18 protein-coding genes and 1 tRNA gene are annotated in these 16,961 nt (G+C 71.6%); 12 read left to right on the top strand and 7 right to left on the bottom strand.

Translation table 11 applies throughout. From position 1 onward, the window contains the following. Nucleotides 1-32: 32 nt before the first annotated feature. Nucleotides 33-839 carry an endonuclease domain-containing protein gene (locus NUH29_RS08885; RefSeq protein WP_258798726.1) on the bottom strand — a complete coding sequence of 269 codons (807 nt, stop codon included), beginning with the start codon at nucleotides 837-839 and terminating at the stop codon, nucleotides 33-35. 282 nt (nucleotides 840-1,121) lie between these two features. Further along, complete coding sequence (locus NUH29_RS08880) at nucleotides 1,122-1,778, bottom strand: LysE/ArgO family amino acid transporter (RefSeq protein WP_258798725.1); 657 nt, start codon at nucleotides 1,776-1,778, stop codon at nucleotides 1,122-1,124. 73 nt (nucleotides 1,779-1,851) lie between these two features. On the opposite strand from NUH29_RS08880, the gene NUH29_RS08875 reads away from it, so the two are divergent. From NUH29_RS08875 to NUH29_RS08855, 5 genes are all read left to right on the top strand, one after another. Continuing rightward, nucleotides 1,852-2,748 (top strand): LysR family transcriptional regulator ArgP, encoded by an 897-nt coding sequence (locus tag NUH29_RS08875; RefSeq protein ID WP_258798723.1) that lies wholly within the window; start codon nucleotides 1,852-1,854, stop codon nucleotides 2,746-2,748. Nucleotides 2,749-2,862: 114 nt separating this feature from the next. Beyond that, a tRNA-Trp gene (locus NUH29_RS08870) sits at nucleotides 2,863-2,935 on the top strand. 52 nt (nucleotides 2,936-2,987) lie between these two features. Beyond that, nucleotides 2,988-3,266, top strand: a complete 279-nt coding sequence (gene secE, locus NUH29_RS08865) for a preprotein translocase subunit SecE (protein WP_258798722.1) — start codon at nucleotides 2,988-2,990, stop codon at nucleotides 3,264-3,266. A 46-nt stretch (nucleotides 3,267-3,312) separates the two neighbouring features. Further along, entirely contained in the window at nucleotides 3,313-4,266 is a 954-nt protein-coding gene (gene nusG, locus NUH29_RS08860; protein WP_258798721.1) for a transcription termination/antitermination protein NusG, read from the top strand. Nucleotides 4,267-4,331: 65 nt separating this feature from the next. Beyond that, entirely contained in the window at nucleotides 4,332-7,013 is a 2,682-nt protein-coding gene (locus NUH29_RS08855) for a hypothetical protein (RefSeq protein WP_258798720.1), read from the top strand. On the opposite strand, the gene NUH29_RS08850 is transcribed toward NUH29_RS08855, so the two are convergent. Further along, nucleotides 6,994-7,626: a LysE family translocator gene (locus tag NUH29_RS08850; protein WP_258798719.1), complete on the bottom strand. Its 633-nt coding sequence runs from the start codon at nucleotides 7,624-7,626 to the stop codon at nucleotides 6,994-6,996. The genes NUH29_RS08855 and NUH29_RS08850 overlap by 20 nt on opposite strands. Nucleotides 7,627-7,780: 154 nt before the next feature. On the opposite strand from NUH29_RS08850, the gene rplK reads away from it, so the two are divergent. Together rplK and rplA are read left to right on the top strand one after the other, a co-directional pair. Then, entirely contained in the window at nucleotides 7,781-8,212 is a 432-nt protein-coding gene (rplK, locus tag NUH29_RS08845; protein WP_130490052.1) for a 50S ribosomal protein L11, read from the top strand. Between the two features lie 2 nt (nucleotides 8,213-8,214). After that, the gene (rplA, locus tag NUH29_RS08840; RefSeq protein ID WP_258798718.1) at nucleotides 8,215-8,904 is read left to right on the top strand and encodes a 50S ribosomal protein L1; all 690 of its coding nucleotides are present in this window, start codon (nucleotides 8,215-8,217) and stop codon (nucleotides 8,902-8,904) included. Between the two features lie 262 nt (nucleotides 8,905-9,166). Here rplA and NUH29_RS08835 read toward each other — a convergent pair whose 3' ends face one another. Together NUH29_RS08835 and NUH29_RS08830 are read right to left on the bottom strand one after the other, a co-directional pair. After that, a complete protein-coding gene (locus NUH29_RS08835) occupies nucleotides 9,167-9,499 on the bottom strand; it encodes a cupin domain-containing protein (protein WP_258798717.1) in 333 nt (110 codons plus the stop codon). Further along, complete coding sequence (locus tag NUH29_RS08830) at nucleotides 9,496-10,935, bottom strand: NAD(P)/FAD-dependent oxidoreductase (RefSeq protein WP_258798716.1); 1,440 nt, start codon at nucleotides 10,933-10,935, stop codon at nucleotides 9,496-9,498. The genes NUH29_RS08835 and NUH29_RS08830 overlap by 4 nt, the downstream gene beginning before the upstream one ends. Before the next feature lie 30 nt (nucleotides 10,936-10,965). Between NUH29_RS08830 and NUH29_RS08825 the strand changes: the two genes are divergently transcribed. Continuing rightward, a complete protein-coding gene (locus NUH29_RS08825; protein WP_258798714.1) occupies nucleotides 10,966-11,490 on the top strand; it encodes a GNAT family N-acetyltransferase in 525 nt (174 codons plus the stop codon). A gap of 6 nt (nucleotides 11,491-11,496) precedes the next feature. Here NUH29_RS08825 and NUH29_RS08820 read toward each other — a convergent pair whose 3' ends face one another. Next, nucleotides 11,497-12,462: an NADP-dependent oxidoreductase gene (locus NUH29_RS08820; RefSeq protein WP_373317449.1), complete on the bottom strand. Its 966-nt coding sequence runs from the start codon at nucleotides 12,460-12,462 to the stop codon at nucleotides 11,497-11,499. A 91-nt stretch (nucleotides 12,463-12,553) separates the two neighbouring features. On the opposite strand from NUH29_RS08820, the gene NUH29_RS08815 reads away from it, so the two are divergent. After that, entirely contained in the window at nucleotides 12,554-13,240 is a 687-nt protein-coding gene (locus NUH29_RS08815) for a Pr6Pr family membrane protein (RefSeq protein ID WP_258798713.1), read from the top strand. Here NUH29_RS08815 and NUH29_RS08810 read toward each other — a convergent pair. After that, on the bottom strand, nucleotides 13,213-13,761 hold the full coding sequence (locus NUH29_RS08810; protein WP_258799250.1) for a YqaJ viral recombinase family protein: 549 nt from the start codon (nucleotides 13,759-13,761) through the stop codon (nucleotides 13,213-13,215). The two genes, NUH29_RS08815 and NUH29_RS08810, sit on opposite strands and share 28 nt — an antisense overlap. 240 nt (nucleotides 13,762-14,001) lie before the next feature. On the opposite strand from NUH29_RS08810, the gene NUH29_RS08805 reads away from it, so the two are divergent. The 3 genes from NUH29_RS08805 to NUH29_RS08795 are packed head-to-tail and all read left to right on the top strand — an operon-like array spanning nucleotide 14,002 to nucleotide 16,948. After that, nucleotides 14,002-14,742 carry a response regulator transcription factor gene (locus tag NUH29_RS08805; RefSeq protein ID WP_258798712.1) on the top strand — a complete coding sequence of 247 codons (741 nt, stop codon included), beginning with the start codon at nucleotides 14,002-14,004 and terminating at the stop codon, nucleotides 14,740-14,742. Further along, nucleotides 14,739-16,178 carry a sensor histidine kinase gene (locus NUH29_RS08800; RefSeq protein WP_258798711.1) on the top strand — a complete coding sequence of 480 codons (1,440 nt, stop codon included), beginning with the start codon at nucleotides 14,739-14,741 and terminating at the stop codon, nucleotides 16,176-16,178. The genes NUH29_RS08805 and NUH29_RS08800 overlap by 4 nt, the downstream gene beginning before the upstream one ends. 5 nt (nucleotides 16,179-16,183) lie before the next feature. Further along, on the top strand, nucleotides 16,184-16,948 hold the full coding sequence (locus NUH29_RS08795; protein WP_258798710.1) for a hypothetical protein: 765 nt from the start codon (nucleotides 16,184-16,186) through the stop codon (nucleotides 16,946-16,948). Nucleotides 16,949-16,961 lie beyond the last annotated feature (13 nt).

Here is a 16,961-nt window from a genome sequence, read left to right as displayed (position 1 = left end):
AACGTGGCGTGTCTCGCGCACTTTGCGTCCCCTCACCGCGTGCGCGACGCGAGAACACGGCGTGCCATGGCGACGAGGCGCTCGGGGTGCTGCAGGTCGTCGTCGTTGACGAAGACGACCTTCCACCCGATCGACTCCAGCTCTGCGATCCGGGTCATGTCCTCGCGCCACTGGTGTGGGTCATTGTGATGGATCCCCTGATATTCGAACGCCACCTTCTCGCGCTCGAATGCGAGATCGATTCTCCGACGTCGGCCGGTCGAGGGGATCGCAACCCAGAGGTTCACGCGAAAAACCGTCAGCCCGGCCCGCACGAAGACGAGCCGCATCTTGCTCTCCCGAGGGCTCTCCGCGCCCGGATCCAGCAGGGCGAACGCCTCGTGCAGAAGCTTGCGACTGCGGGGCGCCGGATGACGTTCGAGAACCCCGCGGAGCCGCACGGAGCTGCTCATCCGGTTGGCGGGGCGGATGAGGTGGTCGCCCGCCGCGACGAGGTCCTCGAGTTCGAGGACGGCTCCCAACTCGCACCAGGCCCGCTCGGGGGAACTCGTCGGGAGCTGATGGACGACGACCACCTCACCCGCCCGGGGCACGACCACGAACTTGTGCCCGCGGACGCCACGGGATCGTGGTCCGCGCCGCGGGTTGGGTACGGCGACGTGGAGTGTCGGATCCCGCTCGAAGACGAGCGGTACGGGGATCCCGTGGAGGAGCGCGGCCGTGACGGAGCAGAAGAACTCGTCCGGCGCCATCCGGGTCGCGTAGCTGGCGCATCTCTCGCGAAGATCGTGCGCTGCTTCGCGCTCGCGAACCCCGTGGAAGGGGCGCGCGAGGTCCATCCCGCGGAGCCGGCCGTACCTCAGCCCTCTCGCGGTCGCATCCGCGACGGTGAAGGCTCGGTCGAGATCATCGGGCAGCGGAGTAGGTGATCGCATGACGCGAGCGTCGCGCCGGCACGGCTCCTCCGATCCGGCCGTCGGGTGATCTGGGGATCATCCCCTCAACCCGCGCTTTCGGGACGACGTCGCGCCCCCTGAGCGAGGGGACGCAAAGTGCTCGAGACACGCCGTGTTTCGCACAGTTTGCGTCCCCTCACGTGAGGGAGTGCGCGCCGGCGCGCGTCAGGAACCCGAGCCGGTGAACAGGGGGAGGAGCACGAGCACGGCGAGGGTCAGCATCAGGACGGCGATGAGGGCGTCCAGGATGCGCCACGCGAGCGGGCGCGCGAAGACCGGGGCGAGCATCCGGGCGCCGAAGCCGAGGGTCGTGAACCACAGCACGGATGCCGCCGCGATCCCCGCGCCGAACAGCCAGCGCGCGTCGCCGTGGCTGTTCGCGAGCGAGCCGACGATCGCGATGTCGAGGTACACGTGGGGGTTCAGCCAGGTGACCGCGAGGCACGTGCCGATCGCGGCGAGCAGCGAGCGGCGGCGGGACGCGGCATCCGGTTCCGCCCCCGAGACCGAGAGCGCGTCGGCCTCGCGTCGCAGCGCACGGCGGGCCGCGAGCACGCCGTAGCCTCCGAGGAAGAGCGCCCCGGCGACGCGCACGACGGTCATCAGCCACGGCAGCGCACCCAGCACGAACCCCGTGCCGGCGATGCTCAGAGAGATGAGCACCACGTCGGACAGGGCGCAGATCGCGACGACCGCGAGCACGTGCTCGCGGCGGATGCCCTGCCGCAGCACGAAGGTGTTCTGGGCGCCGATGGCGACGATCATCGAGAAGCCGAGGGCGAACCCGGCGAGGGCGGCCGCGAGGGCGACGGAGGTGCTCACGGGTGTCGACGCTAGGCGCAGACTGACATGCAATCCAGTTCAGGATTCTGCAGAAGCATTAGCATCGCTTCAGATGAATCTGGACAACCAGCAGCTCGCCACGCTCCGCGCCGTCGTCGACGCGGGCACCTTCGACGCGGCCGCCCGCGCACTGAGCGTCACCCCGAGCGCCGTGAGCCAGCGCATCAGGGCCCTCGAACAGCAGCTCGGCCGCGTACTCGTCGAGCGCACCAAGCCCGTGCGGGCGACCGAGTCGGGCGAGGTGCTGGTGCGGCTCGCGCGCGAGATCGCGCTGCTCGAGACGGATGCGGCATCCGCGCTCCGCCTCGACGACGAGGGCGACGGTTTCACGACGGTCTCCCTCGCCGTCAACGCCGACTCGCTCACGAGCTGGTTCCTGCCCGCGATCGCCGACGTCTGCGCCGCGCGCCGCATCGTCGTCGACATCCACCGGGAGGACCAGGACCGCACGGCGGAGCTGCTGGCGTCCGGCCGCGTGATGGCGGCCGTCACCTCGCAGGCCGAGCCGGTGTCCGGCTGCAGCTCGACGCCGCTCGGCGTGCTCGTCTACCGCCCCTCCGCGAGCCGCGCGTTCGCGGAACGCTGGTTCCCCGACGGGGCGGATGCGGCATCCCTCGCCCGCGCCCCTCTCGTCGACTTCGACCACGACGACGAGCTGCAGACCCGGTTCCTGCGACGCGCGTCGAGGCGCCGTCTCGATCCGCCGCGGCACTTCGTGTCGGGTTCGAGCGACTTCCTGCAGGCGATCGAGCTCGGGCTCGGCTGGGGGATGCTGCTCGAGTCGCAGCTCGCGGACGCCACCTCCGGCACCTTCGTCGAGCTCGACCCCGACGGCCCCGGCGTCGCCGTGCCCCTGCACTGGCAGCAGTGGAACCTGCGCTCGCCCGGCCTCGACGCCCTCGCGGACGCCGTGATCGCCGCCGCCCGCACCGCGCTGCGTCGCCGCTGACGCCCGGCACTGACAGCGCACCCCGGCGCATGCCGTACACTTGTGCAGGTTGCCTCGAAACCCATACTTCGTCGTGCCCGGAACCGGATGCGGCGAAGCGGGGGAGGGTGACATAGGGCGGTGGCTCAATTGGTAGAGCAGCGGTCTCCAAAACCGCAGGTTGCAGGTTCGAGTCCTGTCCGCCCTGCGAATCCGGCGCACGCGAGTGCGCGGGATCGCCGGCCGAAAGGGTAGTGAGAGTGGCACGCAAGGTGATCGACGAGCCCAGCGAGGATGTCGTCGCGAACGCCAAGCGCGAGCGCGCCGAGCGGAAGAACCCGTTCGCGCGGATCGCCCTCTTCATCCGGCAGGTCATCGCCGAACTCAGGAAGGTCGTCACCCCGACCCGCCGAGAGCTGTTCAGCTTCACGGGCGTCGTGCTCGTGTTCGTGCTGATCATGATGGGCCTCGTGTGGGGCCTCGACCAGCTGTTCAGCTGGCTCGTCACCTGGGCTTTCGGCAACGGCAGCTTCAGCTGACCTCCCGGCCCCCGGCAGCTCGCCCCCCACAAGGAAAGAACTCACCGTGACTTCAGAATCGCGCGACATCGACCTCGCGACCGCAGCCGAGCAGTCCTCCGAGGAGGACGAGGCCCAGGAGGGCAACGTGCTCGCCGACGAGGAGGCTCAGGTCGAATCGGCCGAGCACCGCGCGGTGCATGTCGTCGACGAGGACGAGGACGCCGACGTCGAGGCGGGCCTCGAGAGCGCGCTCGACGCGCTGGAGGCGGCATCCGACCCCGAGGCCGACGCGATCGTCGACGACGCGCTCGACATCGACTCCGCCGACGAGGCGGATGCGGCTGCCGCGGCCACCGAAGACGAGGAGATCGTCGACGAGGAGGGCGACGAGCCGGAGGTCGACCCCTACGAGGAGTTCCGCGCCGAGCTGCGCGCGAAGCTCGGCAAGTGGTACGTCATCCACTCCTACGCCGGCTTCGAGAAGCGCGTGAAGCAGAACATCGAGTCGCGTCGCCAGTCGATGGCGATGGAGGACTACGTCTTCGAGGTGCAGGTGCCCATGGAGGACGTCGTCGAGATCAAGAACGGCCAGCGCAAGCTCGTCAACCGCGTGCGCATCCCCGGCTACGTGCTCGTGCGCATGGACCTCAACGAGGACTCGTGGTCGGTCGTGCGCCACACGCCGGGCGTCACCGGCTTCGTCGGCAACTCGCACAACCCGACCCCGCTGCGGTTCGAGGAGGCCTTCAACATGCTGAAGAGCCTCGTGCAGGTCGTCGAGGCCCCGGTCAAGGGCGGCACGGCGGCGAAGGGCGGCAAGGCCGCTCCGCGCGTCATCCCCGCGGAGATCGACTTCGAGGTCGGCGAGACCATCACGATCAAGGAGGGCTCGTTCGCGGGCCTTCCCGGCACGATCTCGGAGATCAAGCCGGAGTCGGGCAAGCTCACCGTGCTCGTGTCGCTGTTCGAGCGCGAGACCCCGGTGGAGCTGTCGTTCGACCAGGTCACCAAGCTCTGACCGTCCCCCGAACACACCCGTTCGGGGTACATCGGGCTCCAGCTGAGTCCTCCTAGGCTTCTCGGGTGCCCCGTGCCCTCCCGACGCGGCTGATCGCCGCCGCCCTCGCACTCGCCGCATCCGTCGGCGTCTCGCTCGTCACCACCACGGCGGCCGCCGCGGATCCGCTGCTCGGTGAGGCCGCGTTCCTCGCGGCGCGCGACGATCCGGATGCGGTGGCTCCGTCGGAGCCGTGCGACGCGACGGCGGCGAACCCCGCGGAGCTGCGCACGCTGGCCGCGGCGGACGGCACCGCGACCACCATCTGCCTCGGCCCGGACTGGGCGTACCGGAACCCGTCCTCGTATTCCTCGATCGACGAGATCCGCATCGAGCGCGACATCGTGATCGACCTCCAGGGCAACACCCGCGACAACAGCTACACGACCTCGCTGCGGATCGCGGTCGCCCCCGGCCACCACCTGCAGCTGCGCGACACCTCACCCACCCCTGGCATGCTCACGCTGCTGCGCGGCATCCAGGTTCCCCCGACCGCGTCGCTCGTGGTGTGGAGCGGCGGGATCATGCCGTGGGGGCAGGAAGGCGACGCCGCGATCGGCGGGGTGAACGGCCAGTCCGGCGGCGACATCGTCGTGCGCGGCGGGACCATCCAGGCGTACTCGGAGTCGGGCGGTGCCGGAATCGGCGGCGGTTCCGGCGGTGACGCCGGCTCGTTCACGATGTGGGGAGGGTCGGTCACCACGACGGGCGGCGCGGGTGCCGCCCTCGGCGGCGGCGACGGGGGCGACGGCGGCGCGGTCACCGTGCGCGGCGGCTCTCTGTCTGCCACCTCCGGGGGCTTCAACACCGGTGCATGCCCCTACGTCTGCATCCACGTCGCCGCGCCGGCGATCGGCGGCGGCAACAACGGCTCGGGAGGCGACGTGCTCGTGACGGGCGGCACCATCGTGGCGACGGCCGTCTCCGGCGCGGGCGGCGTCGGCATCGGCGGGTCGATGTCCAACAGCGGATCGCCGGTGCTCCCCGGCACGCTCACCGTGACCGGCGGCTCGGTGACCGCCTCCGGCACCGAGGGCATCGGCGGGGGATGGAGCGCATCCGGCGGCACGATCAGCATCAGCGGAGGCGCTGTCCACGCGGCCGCCGGCCTCCCGATCGGCGGGCAGTACCTGACCTCCGCCCCCGACATCTCGGTGACGGGCGGCACGCTCGACGCCGTGCCGCTGCAGCTCGACTGGCTCGACGACGACTGGGTGATGGATGCCGTGATCGGCGCCGGCGCCGGTGCGGAGGCGAGCGGCTCGCTGCACATCGGCGCGGCGGGCGCCGTGAGCCTCACCGCGAAGGGCGGTTCGTTCTTCGGGGACCACGGTCTCGCGAGCGTCGAGGTCGCCGGCACCCTCTCGATCGACGACGGCTACGCGGTCGTGTCCGGCGACGGCGACTTCGGTGTCCCCGATTTCGCGGTGACGACGGGCGGACGGATCACGGGCACGGGCGAGCTGCGCGGCATCGTGGGTGCTGTCGCCGTCAACGACGGCACGATCACCGCCTCGGTCGACCTCACCGGGCTCACCGTCCAGCAGAACAACTACCTCGTCTCGTTCACCGACCCCGATGCGGGCCCGATCCCCTCGGTGCGGGTCTTCGCCCCGACCCTCGCGGATGCCGGCAGCGCGCCCCCGTCGATCACGGGCGTCGCCGCGTGGACCACGCCGACCGCGGTCGTGGTGGATGCCACCACCGAGCTCGCGGGTGCGGTCACCTCGGGCTCCCGCGCCGGTGGCACCGCGGCCGTCGCGCTGTCGTCGGCCGACGGTTCCCTCTGGATGGCTCTGCCGGCCGTGGTCGCAGCGGGCGACCACGTCGCCCCGACGATCGAACGTCGCACGACGGCGGATGCGGCCTTCCCCGGTGCCGACGTGTCTGCGACGTTCACCGTCTCGGGACCCGCCGGCGACGTGACGGCCGAGGTGGTGAGCGGCGGGGTGCTGACCTTCTCGACCCCGGGCGTCTACACCGTCACCGCCACGAGCGCCGCGGCCGGGTTCTCCCACCTGACCGCCGTCGGGACGCTCGAGGTGGCGACCCCGCCGTCCATCGCGACGACGGCCCTGCCGGATGCCGTGTCGGGTGAGCCCTACTCGGCCGATCTCGTCGTGACCGGCTCGCCCGCACCCTCCCTCACCGACGACGGCATGCTGCCGCCGGGTCTCTCCCGCAGCGGGCTCACCGTCTCGGGGACGCCCACCGCGGCCGGCGACTACGCGTTCACGGTGACGGCGAGCAACGAGTCGGGACCGGTCGACCAGGTGGTCTCCCTCCACGTGGCCTACGGCACGCCCGTCTCGCTCGCGCTGACCCTCCCCTCCGGAGCCGTCGCCCAGCAGGGCGGCTCGGTCACCCTCGACGTCGAGGGCACCGACGCCCTGGGTCAGCACTTCGATGCGGGCGACCTCGTCACCCTCTCGAGCGATGTGCCGACGGATGTGATCTCGGGCACGACGGTGGGCTTCCCGCACGCGAGCCCGCACGTCATCACCGCGAGCCTGACCGGCAACCCGCTCGTCTTCACGACGCTGCTGATCGAGGTGCGGCCGGCGGCCGCGGCGGCCCCGCTCGCGGACACGGGAGCGGCGGATGCGCGCTCCGCGCTCTCGGCGGCGGCGCTCGCGATGCTCGCGGGCGCGGCGCTGCTCGCCCTGCGGGCTGCGGGTCGTCGACGGGTCAGTGCCGGGCGCCGCTGAACAGCAGCACGCCGCCGAGCCCGATCATCATGCCGCCGCCGGTGGCGCGGAGGCGTGCGATGCGCTTCGGCGAGTTCGCGAACCAGGCGCGCGCGGTGCCGGCGGCGAGCGCCCAGCACGAGTCGCAGACGAGCGCGAGCGCCACGAACACCACGCCGAGCTCGCCGAGCTGCAGCGGGATCGACCCCGCGCGGTAGTCGACGAACTGCGGCAGCACGGCCACGAAGAACGCGATCGTCTTCGGGTTGGTGACGCCGACCACGAAGCCCTCGCCGAGCAGCCGCCACGCGGAGCGGGGGCGCGCGGCCTCGTCGTGCGGCAGCTCGTCGCGGTGCCGGATCGCCTGGATGCCCAGATACACCAGGTACCCCGCGCCGATGACCTTGATGATCGTGAAGATCACGATCGACTGGGCGACGAGCGCGCCCACGCCGAGTGCCACGAGCGTCAGCAGCGGCAGCATCCCGAGCGCGTTGCCGACCACCGAGAGCACCCCGGCGAGGCGCCCGTAGGCGATCGAGCGGCCGATCACGAACAGGATGCTCGGGCCGGGCATCAGGATGAGCAGCACCGAGGCGACGACGAACGCACCGAGGGACGCGGCGGGGACCATGAGCAGAGACTAGTCCGCGCTCGCGCTCACAGGATGCGTCGCGTATCATGTTCAGGTTGCCCACGTGCTTCAGCGCGCCCGGGCGGCGACCGCATCCGTCCGGATGTCGGGAGAGTGGGGCCGACCGGTCCCGTTCGACAGAGAGAAAGAGAACATGGCACCGAAGAAGAAGGTGACCGGCCTGATCAAGCTCCAGATCAACGCCGGCGCCGCGAACCCGGCCCCGCCCATCGGCCCGGCCCTGGGTCAGCACGGCGTGAACATCATGGAGTTCTGCAAGGCGTACAACGCCGCGACCGAGAACCAGCGCGGCAACGTCATCCCCGTCGAGATCACCGTGTACGAGGACCGCTCGTTCACGTTCATCCTCAAGACCCCGCCCGCCGCCGAGCTCATCAAGAAGGCGGCCGGCGTCGCCAAGGGCTCCTCCACCCCGCACACGGTGAAGGTCGCGAAGCTCACGCGTGAGCAGGTGCGCGCCATCGCCGAGCAGAAGCAGGTCGACCTCAACGCCAACGACATCGAGGCGGCCGAGAAGATCATCGCCGGCACCGCCCGGTCGATGGGGATCACGGTGGAGGCGTAATCATGGCTCAGAAGTCCAAGGCATACCGCGCCGCCGTCGAGAAGATCGAGGTCGGCAAGTTCTACGGTCCGGATGAGGCCGTCGCCGTCGTCAAGGAGACCGGGTCGAAGAAGTTCGACTCCACGGTCGAGGTGGCGCTCAAGCTCGGCGTCGACCCGCGCAAGGCCGACCAGATGGTGCGCGGCACCGTCATCCTCCCGCACGGCACCGGCAAGACCGCCCGCGTCATCGTGTTCGCGACCGGCCCCGCGGCCGAGGCCGCGATCGCGGCGGGCGCCGATGAGGTCGGCGGCGCCGAGCTCATCGAGAAGGTAGCCGGCGGCTACACCGCGTTCGACTCGGCGGTCTCGACCCCCGAGCTCATGGGCCAGGTGGGTCGTCTCGGCAAGGTGCTCGGTCCCCGTGGCCTCATGCCGAACCCCAAGACCGGCACCGTGACGCCGGACGTGGCCAAGGCCGTGTCCGACATCAAGGGCGGCAAGATCGAGTTCCGCGTCGACAAGCACGCCAACGTGCACTTCGTGATCGGCAAGGCCGGCTTCTCGACCGACCAGCTGAACGAGAACTTCAAGGCCGCGCTCGACGAGATCCAGCGCGCCAAGCCGTCCTCGTCGAAGGGCCGCTACATCCAGAAGGGGTCGCTCTCGACCACCTTCGGTCCGGGTGTGCCGCTCGACGTCTCGGTGCTCTGAGCAGCTGAACCACTCAGGAGGGGTCCGCTTCGGCGGGCCCTTCCGTCGTTTCCGGCCCCGTGGGGCGCGGCATCCGCGTGCGGCATCGTCTGCGGCATCCCGAATCAAGGAGCCGAGCAACCCATCTCAAGGAGTCGGCGTGACCGGTGTGGCGGACGTGGCCGGTGAGTCCGGATGCCGGGGCGCGTTCCTTGATTCGGGTTGCTCGGCTCCTTGATTCGGGAGCGAGCCCCGACTCGGGAGCGGGCAGAGCGCGTCGAGCTCAGGCGGGGGTGACGTAGACCTTCCGCAGGGTCTCGTGCACGGTCCACGTCGTGCGCTCTCCCGCCGAGAGGCGCATCACGGTGCCGGGCGTCAACTCCGCCACGCGGCCGTCGGAGAACACGACGGTCGCCCGCCCCGCCAGCACCACGAACACCTCGTCCGCCTCGACGTCGCTCATCGTGCCGGACGACATCTCCCACACGCCGTACTCGCCCCCGGACGCCGTGGTGCCGAGCGCGCGCCATCCGGTGCTCGGCGCTCCCGCGATCCGCTGCGCGTCGTCGACGGGTTCGTGGTCGAGCGGGAGCGAGCCCGCGTCGACGGGCTTCACGAGTCGAACCCCAGGCCGAGCGCGTCGAGGGTGCGCAGCAGCACGTTGCGCGACCCCTCACGGTGGTCGGCGCGGTCGAGCGACCAGCGGGTCGCGGCGATCCCGGCGGATGCGGCGGGCTCCGGCGGGAACGGAACGGGCCGCCGCCGCACCATCTCGAGCTCGGTGCGCTCGGTCGGCTCGCCGTCCAGCAGGTCGAGCATCGTGTCGGCGGCGAAGCGCGTGGCGCCGACGCCGAGGCCGGTGAACCCGGCCGCGTAGGCGACCCGGCCCGTGCGGGCCGTGCCGAAGTACGCGCAGAACCGGGTGCTCGTGTCGATCGCCCCCGCCCAGCGGTGGCTGAACCGCAGACCCTCGAGCTGCGGATACAGGGTGAAGAAGTGCCGGGCGAGCCTCTCGAAGCTCTGCGGACGGTCCTCGTAGCGCGCCCGCACCCGGCCCCCGTAGCGGTAGATCGCGTCGTAGCCGCCGAACAGGATGCGGTCGTCGGCGGTGCGGCGCGAGTAGTGGAACTGGTTCGCGAGATCGCCGATGCCCTGCCGCCCCTCCCACCCGATCGAGGCGAGCTGGCCCCGGTCGAGGGGCTCGGTCATGAGCACGTAGTCGTAGACCGGCACCGTCATCAGCCGGTTCCGCACGAGCAGCGAGGGGTAGACGCTCGTGCCGAGCGCCACCCGAGAGGCGCGGAGGCGGCCGCGGTCGGTCACCACCGCGACCCCGTCGCCGTCGGCCTCCAGCCGCCGCACGGGGCTGTCCTCGTGCAGCTCGACGCCTGCCTCGGCGGCGGCGCGGGCGAGCTCCCGCGCCAGCCGGCCGGGGTGCACGAGCGCCACCTCCCGGGTGCGCCACATCCCGCCGAGGTAGCTGGGGGAGTGCACCTGGGCCTGCACCTCGTCGCGATCCCACAGCACGACATCCGCGTCGCCGTCGGCCGGGCGGGTGCCCTCGAGCCAGGCGAGCTGGTGCGGCTCGGTCGCCACGTCGAGCTCGCCGGTGCGCTCCCACTGCACGTCGAGACCGAGCTCGGCGATGGTGCGCTCGATCGCGTCGAGGTTCTCCATGCCGAGGCGTGCCAGCTGCGCGTACTCCTCGGGCCACCGGCTGCGGCCGTTCTCCTCGCCGTGGGTGAGGCTCGCCTCGACGAAGCCGCCGTTGCGGCCGGATTGCGCCCAGCCGATGCGCTTCGCCTCGAGCAGCACGACGCGTCGGCCGGGGTCGCGCTGCTTCGCCCGCAGCGCCGTCCAGAGTCCGGTGAACCCGCCGCCCACGATCGCGAGGTCGGTGGTGGCGCTGCCGGCGAGGGGCGCATGCGCGGGCGGGTCGCCCAGCTCGTCGAGCCAGAACACCGCCTGACGTGTGCCGTCGAGCGCGTGCGTCACCACGGATGCCGAGGGCGGGTACCGCTCGAAGACGGTGTCGTGCGCAGCGGGGCTCATCGGCCCATTGTCGCGGAATAGGCTGACGGGGTGCAGGTGCGACGGGCGACGGAGTCGGATGCGATCCTCCTCGCGGAGCTCGCCGCGCTGACCTTCCCCCTCGCGTGCCCGCCGCACACCACCGACGAGGCGAAGGCCGCCTTCATCGCGGCGAACCTGAGCCGCGCGAGCTTCGAGAGCTATCTCGCCGATCCGCGTCGCGTGCTGTTCGTCGCGGAGGACGCCGGGATGCTCGTCGGCTACACGATGCTCGTGGCGGGCGAACCGGCCGACGCGGACGTCGCGGCGGCGATCGCCCTGCGCCCGACCGTCGAGCTCTCCAAGTGCTACGTGCATCCGGACGCCCACGGCGGCGGCATCGCGGCGGCGCTCATGGGGGCGAGCCTCGACGACGCGCGTGCCGGCGGAGCCGCCGGCATGTGGCTCGGCGTCAACCAGGAGAACGCGCGCGCCCAGCGCTTCTACGGCAAGCACGGCTTCGCCCGCGTCGGCGTCAAGCGCTTCCTCGTGGGCGACCGCTACGAGGACGACTTCGTGTTCGAGCGGGCGCTCTGAGGCGTCTCAGACGTCGGCGACGGCGAGAACGATCTTGCCGCGGGTGTGCCCCGACTCGATGAGCCGATGCGCCTCGGCCGCCTCCTCGAGCGGCAGCACCCGGTCGACGAACACCCGCACGTCGCCGGACTCGATGAGCCGCGTGACGATGGAGAGGGTCGCCGCGTCGGGGGCGACCCGGAAGCCCGTGGCCCGCACCCCGAGCGCCTCCGCCTCGGCGCTCATCGTGGGGAACGAGCCCGTGGGGCCGTTGACGTAGAGGGCACCCGGGCGCAGCACCGCCAGCGAGCGCGAGCCGGTGTCGCCGCCGGCGTTGCCGACGAGGTCGATGACGACGTCGACCGGATCGATCGCCTCCTCGAAGGGCCCCGCCGTGTAGTCGACGACCTCGGCCGCGCCGAGCTCGGTGAGGAAGGCGGCGTTGCGCGCCGACCCGGTGGCGATCACGTGTGCGCCGAAGTACGACGCGAACTGCACCGCGAAGTGGCCGACGCCTCCGGCGCCCGCGTGGATCAGCATCCGCTGACCCTCGTGCGCCTTCGCGGTCTCGACCACCATGCCCCACGCCGTGAGCGCCGCGAGCGGCACCGCCGCGGCCTCGACGTGGGAGAGCGACGGCGGCTTCCTGGCGACGCTGAGCGCGGTGACCGTGAGGTACTCGGCGTAGGCGCCGCTCATCCGCGGCACCATCCCCATGCCGTAGACCTCGGTGCCGGGCTGCAGCGGATGCGACTCGTACGGCGCCTCGACCACGATGCCCGAGAAGTCGTTGCCCAGCACCACCGGGGTCGTGGTGACGCCGGCCCACGCGCCGTGACCCGCACGGGTCTTCGCGTCCACGGGGTTGACCCCCGCCGCGATCACCTTGATGAGGAATTCCGCGTTCACGCGCGTCGGCGCCTCGACCTCGGAGGTCTCGAGCACCTCCGGCCCACCGGGCGCAGCCATGGTCACGGCCCGCATCGTCGTCATGTTCCCTGGCCTTTCCGCCTCGGGAGCCATTCAACGTGCGTCATGCGTCATCGGTGTTACACGGATGTCACCGTGCTGATAACTTCTCGGCATGCGCTCCGCGTTCCTGCTCATCCGGATCGCGGGCGCCCTCGCCGTGGTCGCCGCCGTCGTCGGTCAGCTGTCGCTGAGCATCGGTTACTGGACCTCGACCGGGGTGCGGGATCTCGCCACGTCGATCACCAACTTCTTCTCGTTCTTCACGATCCAGTCGAACGTCATCGGCGCGGTCAGCCTCACGATCGGCGCCGTGCTGCTCGCCCGCTCGGTGCTCCCCGACCCCGGCTGGTACGCCGTGCTGCGCGCCTGCGCCACGACATACCTGGTCACGACCGGCATCGTCTACAACCTCCTGCTGCGCGGCATCGAGCTGCCGCAGGGGTCGACCCTGCCCTGGTCGAACGAGGTGCTGCACGTGGTCGTGCCGATCGTGCTGCTGGTGGACTGGCTGTTCGCGCCGGGGCGTCGACGAGTCGGATGGGGCGCGGTGGGCGTCATCGTGGTCTACCCGATCGTGTGGGCCGCCTCCACGATGCTGCGCGGGCCGTTCGTCTACAACGACGCCCTGCATCGGCAGGGGTGGTACCCGTATCCGTTCCTCGACCCGGCGAACTTCGCGAACGGCTACGGCACGGTGCTGCTGTACGTGCTGGGCATCGCGGCGCTCATCGGCGCCGTCGGCGTCGGGGCGATCGCGGTGTCGCGGTCGCGTCAGCGGCGCATCGCGCCGAGCAGCTGATCGGCGAGCTGCACGAGGCGGTGGATCTCGTTCTCGTCGCGGTCGACCCAGCGGGTCTCCGGCACGCCGCTGATCGGCACGAAGTCGTCGTGCTGCTCCCAGACCACGAGCGTGCGCTCGGCGCCGAGCACGTACTGCTGCCACCAGACCTGGCGCAGGTAGTGCCGGGGGATCGAGCGCCAGGCGCTGCGCGTCGTCTTGATCTCGCAGAGCTCGAGCCGGCCGTCGGTGTCGCGGATGCCGTCGGGCGTCGCCAGGTGCAGCGGCTCGCCGTCGGCGTGGAAGAGGGCGGTGTTGCCGCGCATGCCCGCGTGGTGGCGTGCCACCCAGCGACCGATCTCGGGTTCGCGTTCGCGGCCGTGGCGGGTGAAGGCGTTGCCCGTGAAGCCCGAGCCGAGCAGCTTCTCCATCGCGACGGCCCGCACGGCCTTCTCGCCCGTGAGGCGGGCGACGTCCGTCGCCGTGACCCCCCGGGCTCGGGCGCGCAGCCACGACACCCGGTCGGCCGCATCCGCGACCATGCGCTCGCGGTACGGCACCGGGGCCGGATCGAAGAGCGCGAGGGTGGGCTGCACGCCTCCATCGTCACACGGGCATGCGACGGTGCTATTTCGACACGGCCGCTCCGCGACCTACTCGCTCAGCGGTACCTCGCTGGTCGAGTAGCGCCGTAGGCGCGTGTCGAAACCAGCCCATGAACTCCCTAGACGGCGTCTAGGAGCGTCATAGGAATCTCCCAGGCCGCGGAGCACAATCGAGATGTGAGCACTCCGACCGCCGCCCCCGCACCCCTCACCCGTCCCGACGGCTCCCCCGTGCGCGCGCTCGTCGTCGACGACGAGCCCTCGCTCGGCGAGCTCATCCAGATGGCGCTGCGCTACGAGGGCTGGCAGGTCGAGACGGCGACCGACGGCGCATCCGCGCTGGGCAAAGCGCGCACCTTCCAGCCCGACGTCGTGGTGCTCGACATCATGATGCCGGGCCTCGACGGGCTCGAGGTGCTGCGCCGGCTGCGCGCGGGGGGCGACGAGGTCGCCGTGCTCTTCCTCACCGCGAAGGATGCCGTGAACGATCGCGTCATCGGCCTCACCGCGGGCGGCGACGACTACGTGACGAAGCCCTTCAGCCTCGAGGAGGTGGTGGCCCGGTTGCGGGCCCTGCTGCGCCGCACGGGCCGCGCCGTCACCGGGTACACCGACCCCGTGCTGCGCGTGGGCGACCTCATGCTCGACGAGGAGAGCTACGAGGTGAGCCGCGGCGGCACCCCCATCGACCTCACCGCGAAGGAGTTCGAGCTGCTGCGCTACCTCATGCGCAACCCGCGCCGTGTGGTGAGCAAGCTGCAGATCCTGGACCGGGTGTGGAGCTACGACTTCGAGGGCCGCTCGAGCATCGTCGAGATCTACATCTCCTACCTGCGCAAGAAGATCGAGGGCGACGGGATGCCGCCCATGATCCACACGGTGCGCGGCGTCGGCTACCTGATCAAGCCGGCGTCATGACCGAGGCGCCCCGCACCGCCCGGGCGCCGTGGTCGATCCGCCGACGCGTCGTGCTGGGCGTCGTCGCCCTCGTCGCCGTCGTCGGCATCCTGATCGGGACGGTCAGCGTGTTCGCCCTGCGCCAGAACCTGCTGCAGCGGCTCGACTCGCAGGTGCAGGAGGTCATGCGCTTCGTGACCTCGGGACCCGGGGGCGGCAGCGTGCCCGGAGGCTCCGACAACCTGCGCAGCGGCCTCGTGATCGTCGTCGACGTCGACGGGGCGGATCCGGCGGGCGTGGTGTACGACGGGCCGGGACCCGGCACGGCGCTCACCGACGAACAGATCGAGCAGGCCCTCGCCGCCCCGAAGAACCAGGTCTCGACGATCACGATCCCGGGCCTCGGCACCTATCGCATGGAGGTGCACCGGGCGTCGAACGGGGTCGCCGCCGTCGGCATGTCGACCTCCGAGGTCGACACCACCACCTGGACCCTCGTCGGCATCTTCGCGCTCGTCACGGCCGGCGCCCTGCTGCTCGCGGCGCTCGGTGCGGTCGCCCTCACCCGGGTCGCCCTGCGGCCGCTCGGACGGGTGACCGAGACCGCCGCCCGCGTCACCGAGCTGCAGCTGGCATCCGGAGACGTCGCGATCCCCGAGCGGGTCCCCACCGCGGAGGCCGATCCGCGCACCGAGGTCGGGCAGGTGGGCGCCGCCATCAACCGGATGCTGGGGCACGTCGAGAGCGCGCTCGTCGCCCGCCAGCACTCCGAGGAGAAGGTGCGCCGCTTCGTGGCCGACGCGAGCCACGAGCTGCGTACGCCGCTCGCCTCCATCCGCGGCTACGCCGAGCTCACCCGCCGCATCGACGACGACCTGCCGGTCGACGCCATCCGCTCCCTCGACCGCATCGAGTCGGAGTCGATCCGCATGACGGCCCTCGTCGAGGACCTGCTCGAGCTCGCCCGCCTCGACGAAGGGCAGGGGCTCGTGTTCGGCGAGGTCGAGCTCGTGCGGATCGTGACGGATGCCGTGGGCGACGCCTACGCCGCGGCGCCCGACCACGACTGGGAGGTGGTGGCGCCCGAGCCGCCGCTCACCGTCGAGGGCGACCAGGCCCGCCTGCACCAGGTGGTGGTCAACCTGCTCGCCAACGCCCACCGGCACACCCCGGAGGGCACCGCGGTGACGGTGACGCTCGCCGAGGCGGGCGACGACGTGGTGCTCACGGTCGCCGACGACGGTCCCGGCATCGATCCCGAGCTGCAGCCGATTCTCTTCGAGCGCTTCGCCCGCGGCGACACCTCGCGCTCGCGGGCGACGGGCAGCACGGGCCTCGGCCTCGCGATCGTCGCAGCCGTCGTCGACGCCCACCACGGCGAGATCCGCGTCGAGAGCAGGCCCGGCGACACCCGGTTCACGGTGCGACTGCCGCGGAGGAGGGTGCTGGCAGACTGAGCGCCATGCGATCTGCCCCCCGATCGTTCCCCGTGCTGCTGCTCGCCCTCCCGCTGGTCTTCGCCGCGCCCGCCGCGGCGTCGGCGAGCGTCGGCTCCGTGCCGCCGGAGGTGACGGCGTACGTCACCGGGGGCGGGATGGTCGAGCGGCTCGACGACATCTACGGCACGGATGCCGCGGGCGGCGGCATCGACTTCGACGACACGACCGCCTCCGGCCCGATCTCGCGCGTCTTCCGCTGGACCGACGCGCGACTCGCCGGCGACACGGAGGGCAAGCCCGTGCGGATGGCGAACGAGTGGGCCGTGCCGGTGACGATCGCCGACGAACCGGTGGGGGTCGCGATCGTCTGGATCAACCTCGACACCGAGGACCCGGAGCTCGCGGAGTTCGATCCGGACCCCGACGCCGCGGTGGCGCTCGCCGCCGTGCCCGACGATGCCCAGCTGGTGCGCGACGTGGGCGGCTCCGCGTGGTTCGCGCTCGCCGACGGCACGCTGACGCCGCTCGTGCCGGGCACGTCCGGCGTCACCACCCCGACGCCCGTCGACGAGGTCGTGCTCGTGACCCCGGGGCCGGACCCGGAGCCCGCCACCTCCGACTCCGGGTTCACCGTCGCGGTGGTCGTCGCCCTGCTGCTGCTCGCCGTCATCGTGGTGGCGCTGCTCCTCCCGCGGTGGGGGAGACGCGCCGACGAGGGCGACGAACCCCCGGCCGAGCCGGACGCCTCGGCGGACCCACCCGCGGAGGAACCGCCCGCGCAGGTGTGATACTCTCGACGAG

The organism is Protaetiibacter mangrovi, assembly GCF_024752305.1.
Classification (GTDB): domain Bacteria; phylum Actinomycetota; class Actinomycetes; order Actinomycetales; family Microbacteriaceae; genus Homoserinibacter; species Homoserinibacter mangrovi.
The sequence above is the reverse complement of the archived record's forward strand: the minus strand, read 5'-3'. Positions and strand labels throughout refer to the sequence as shown.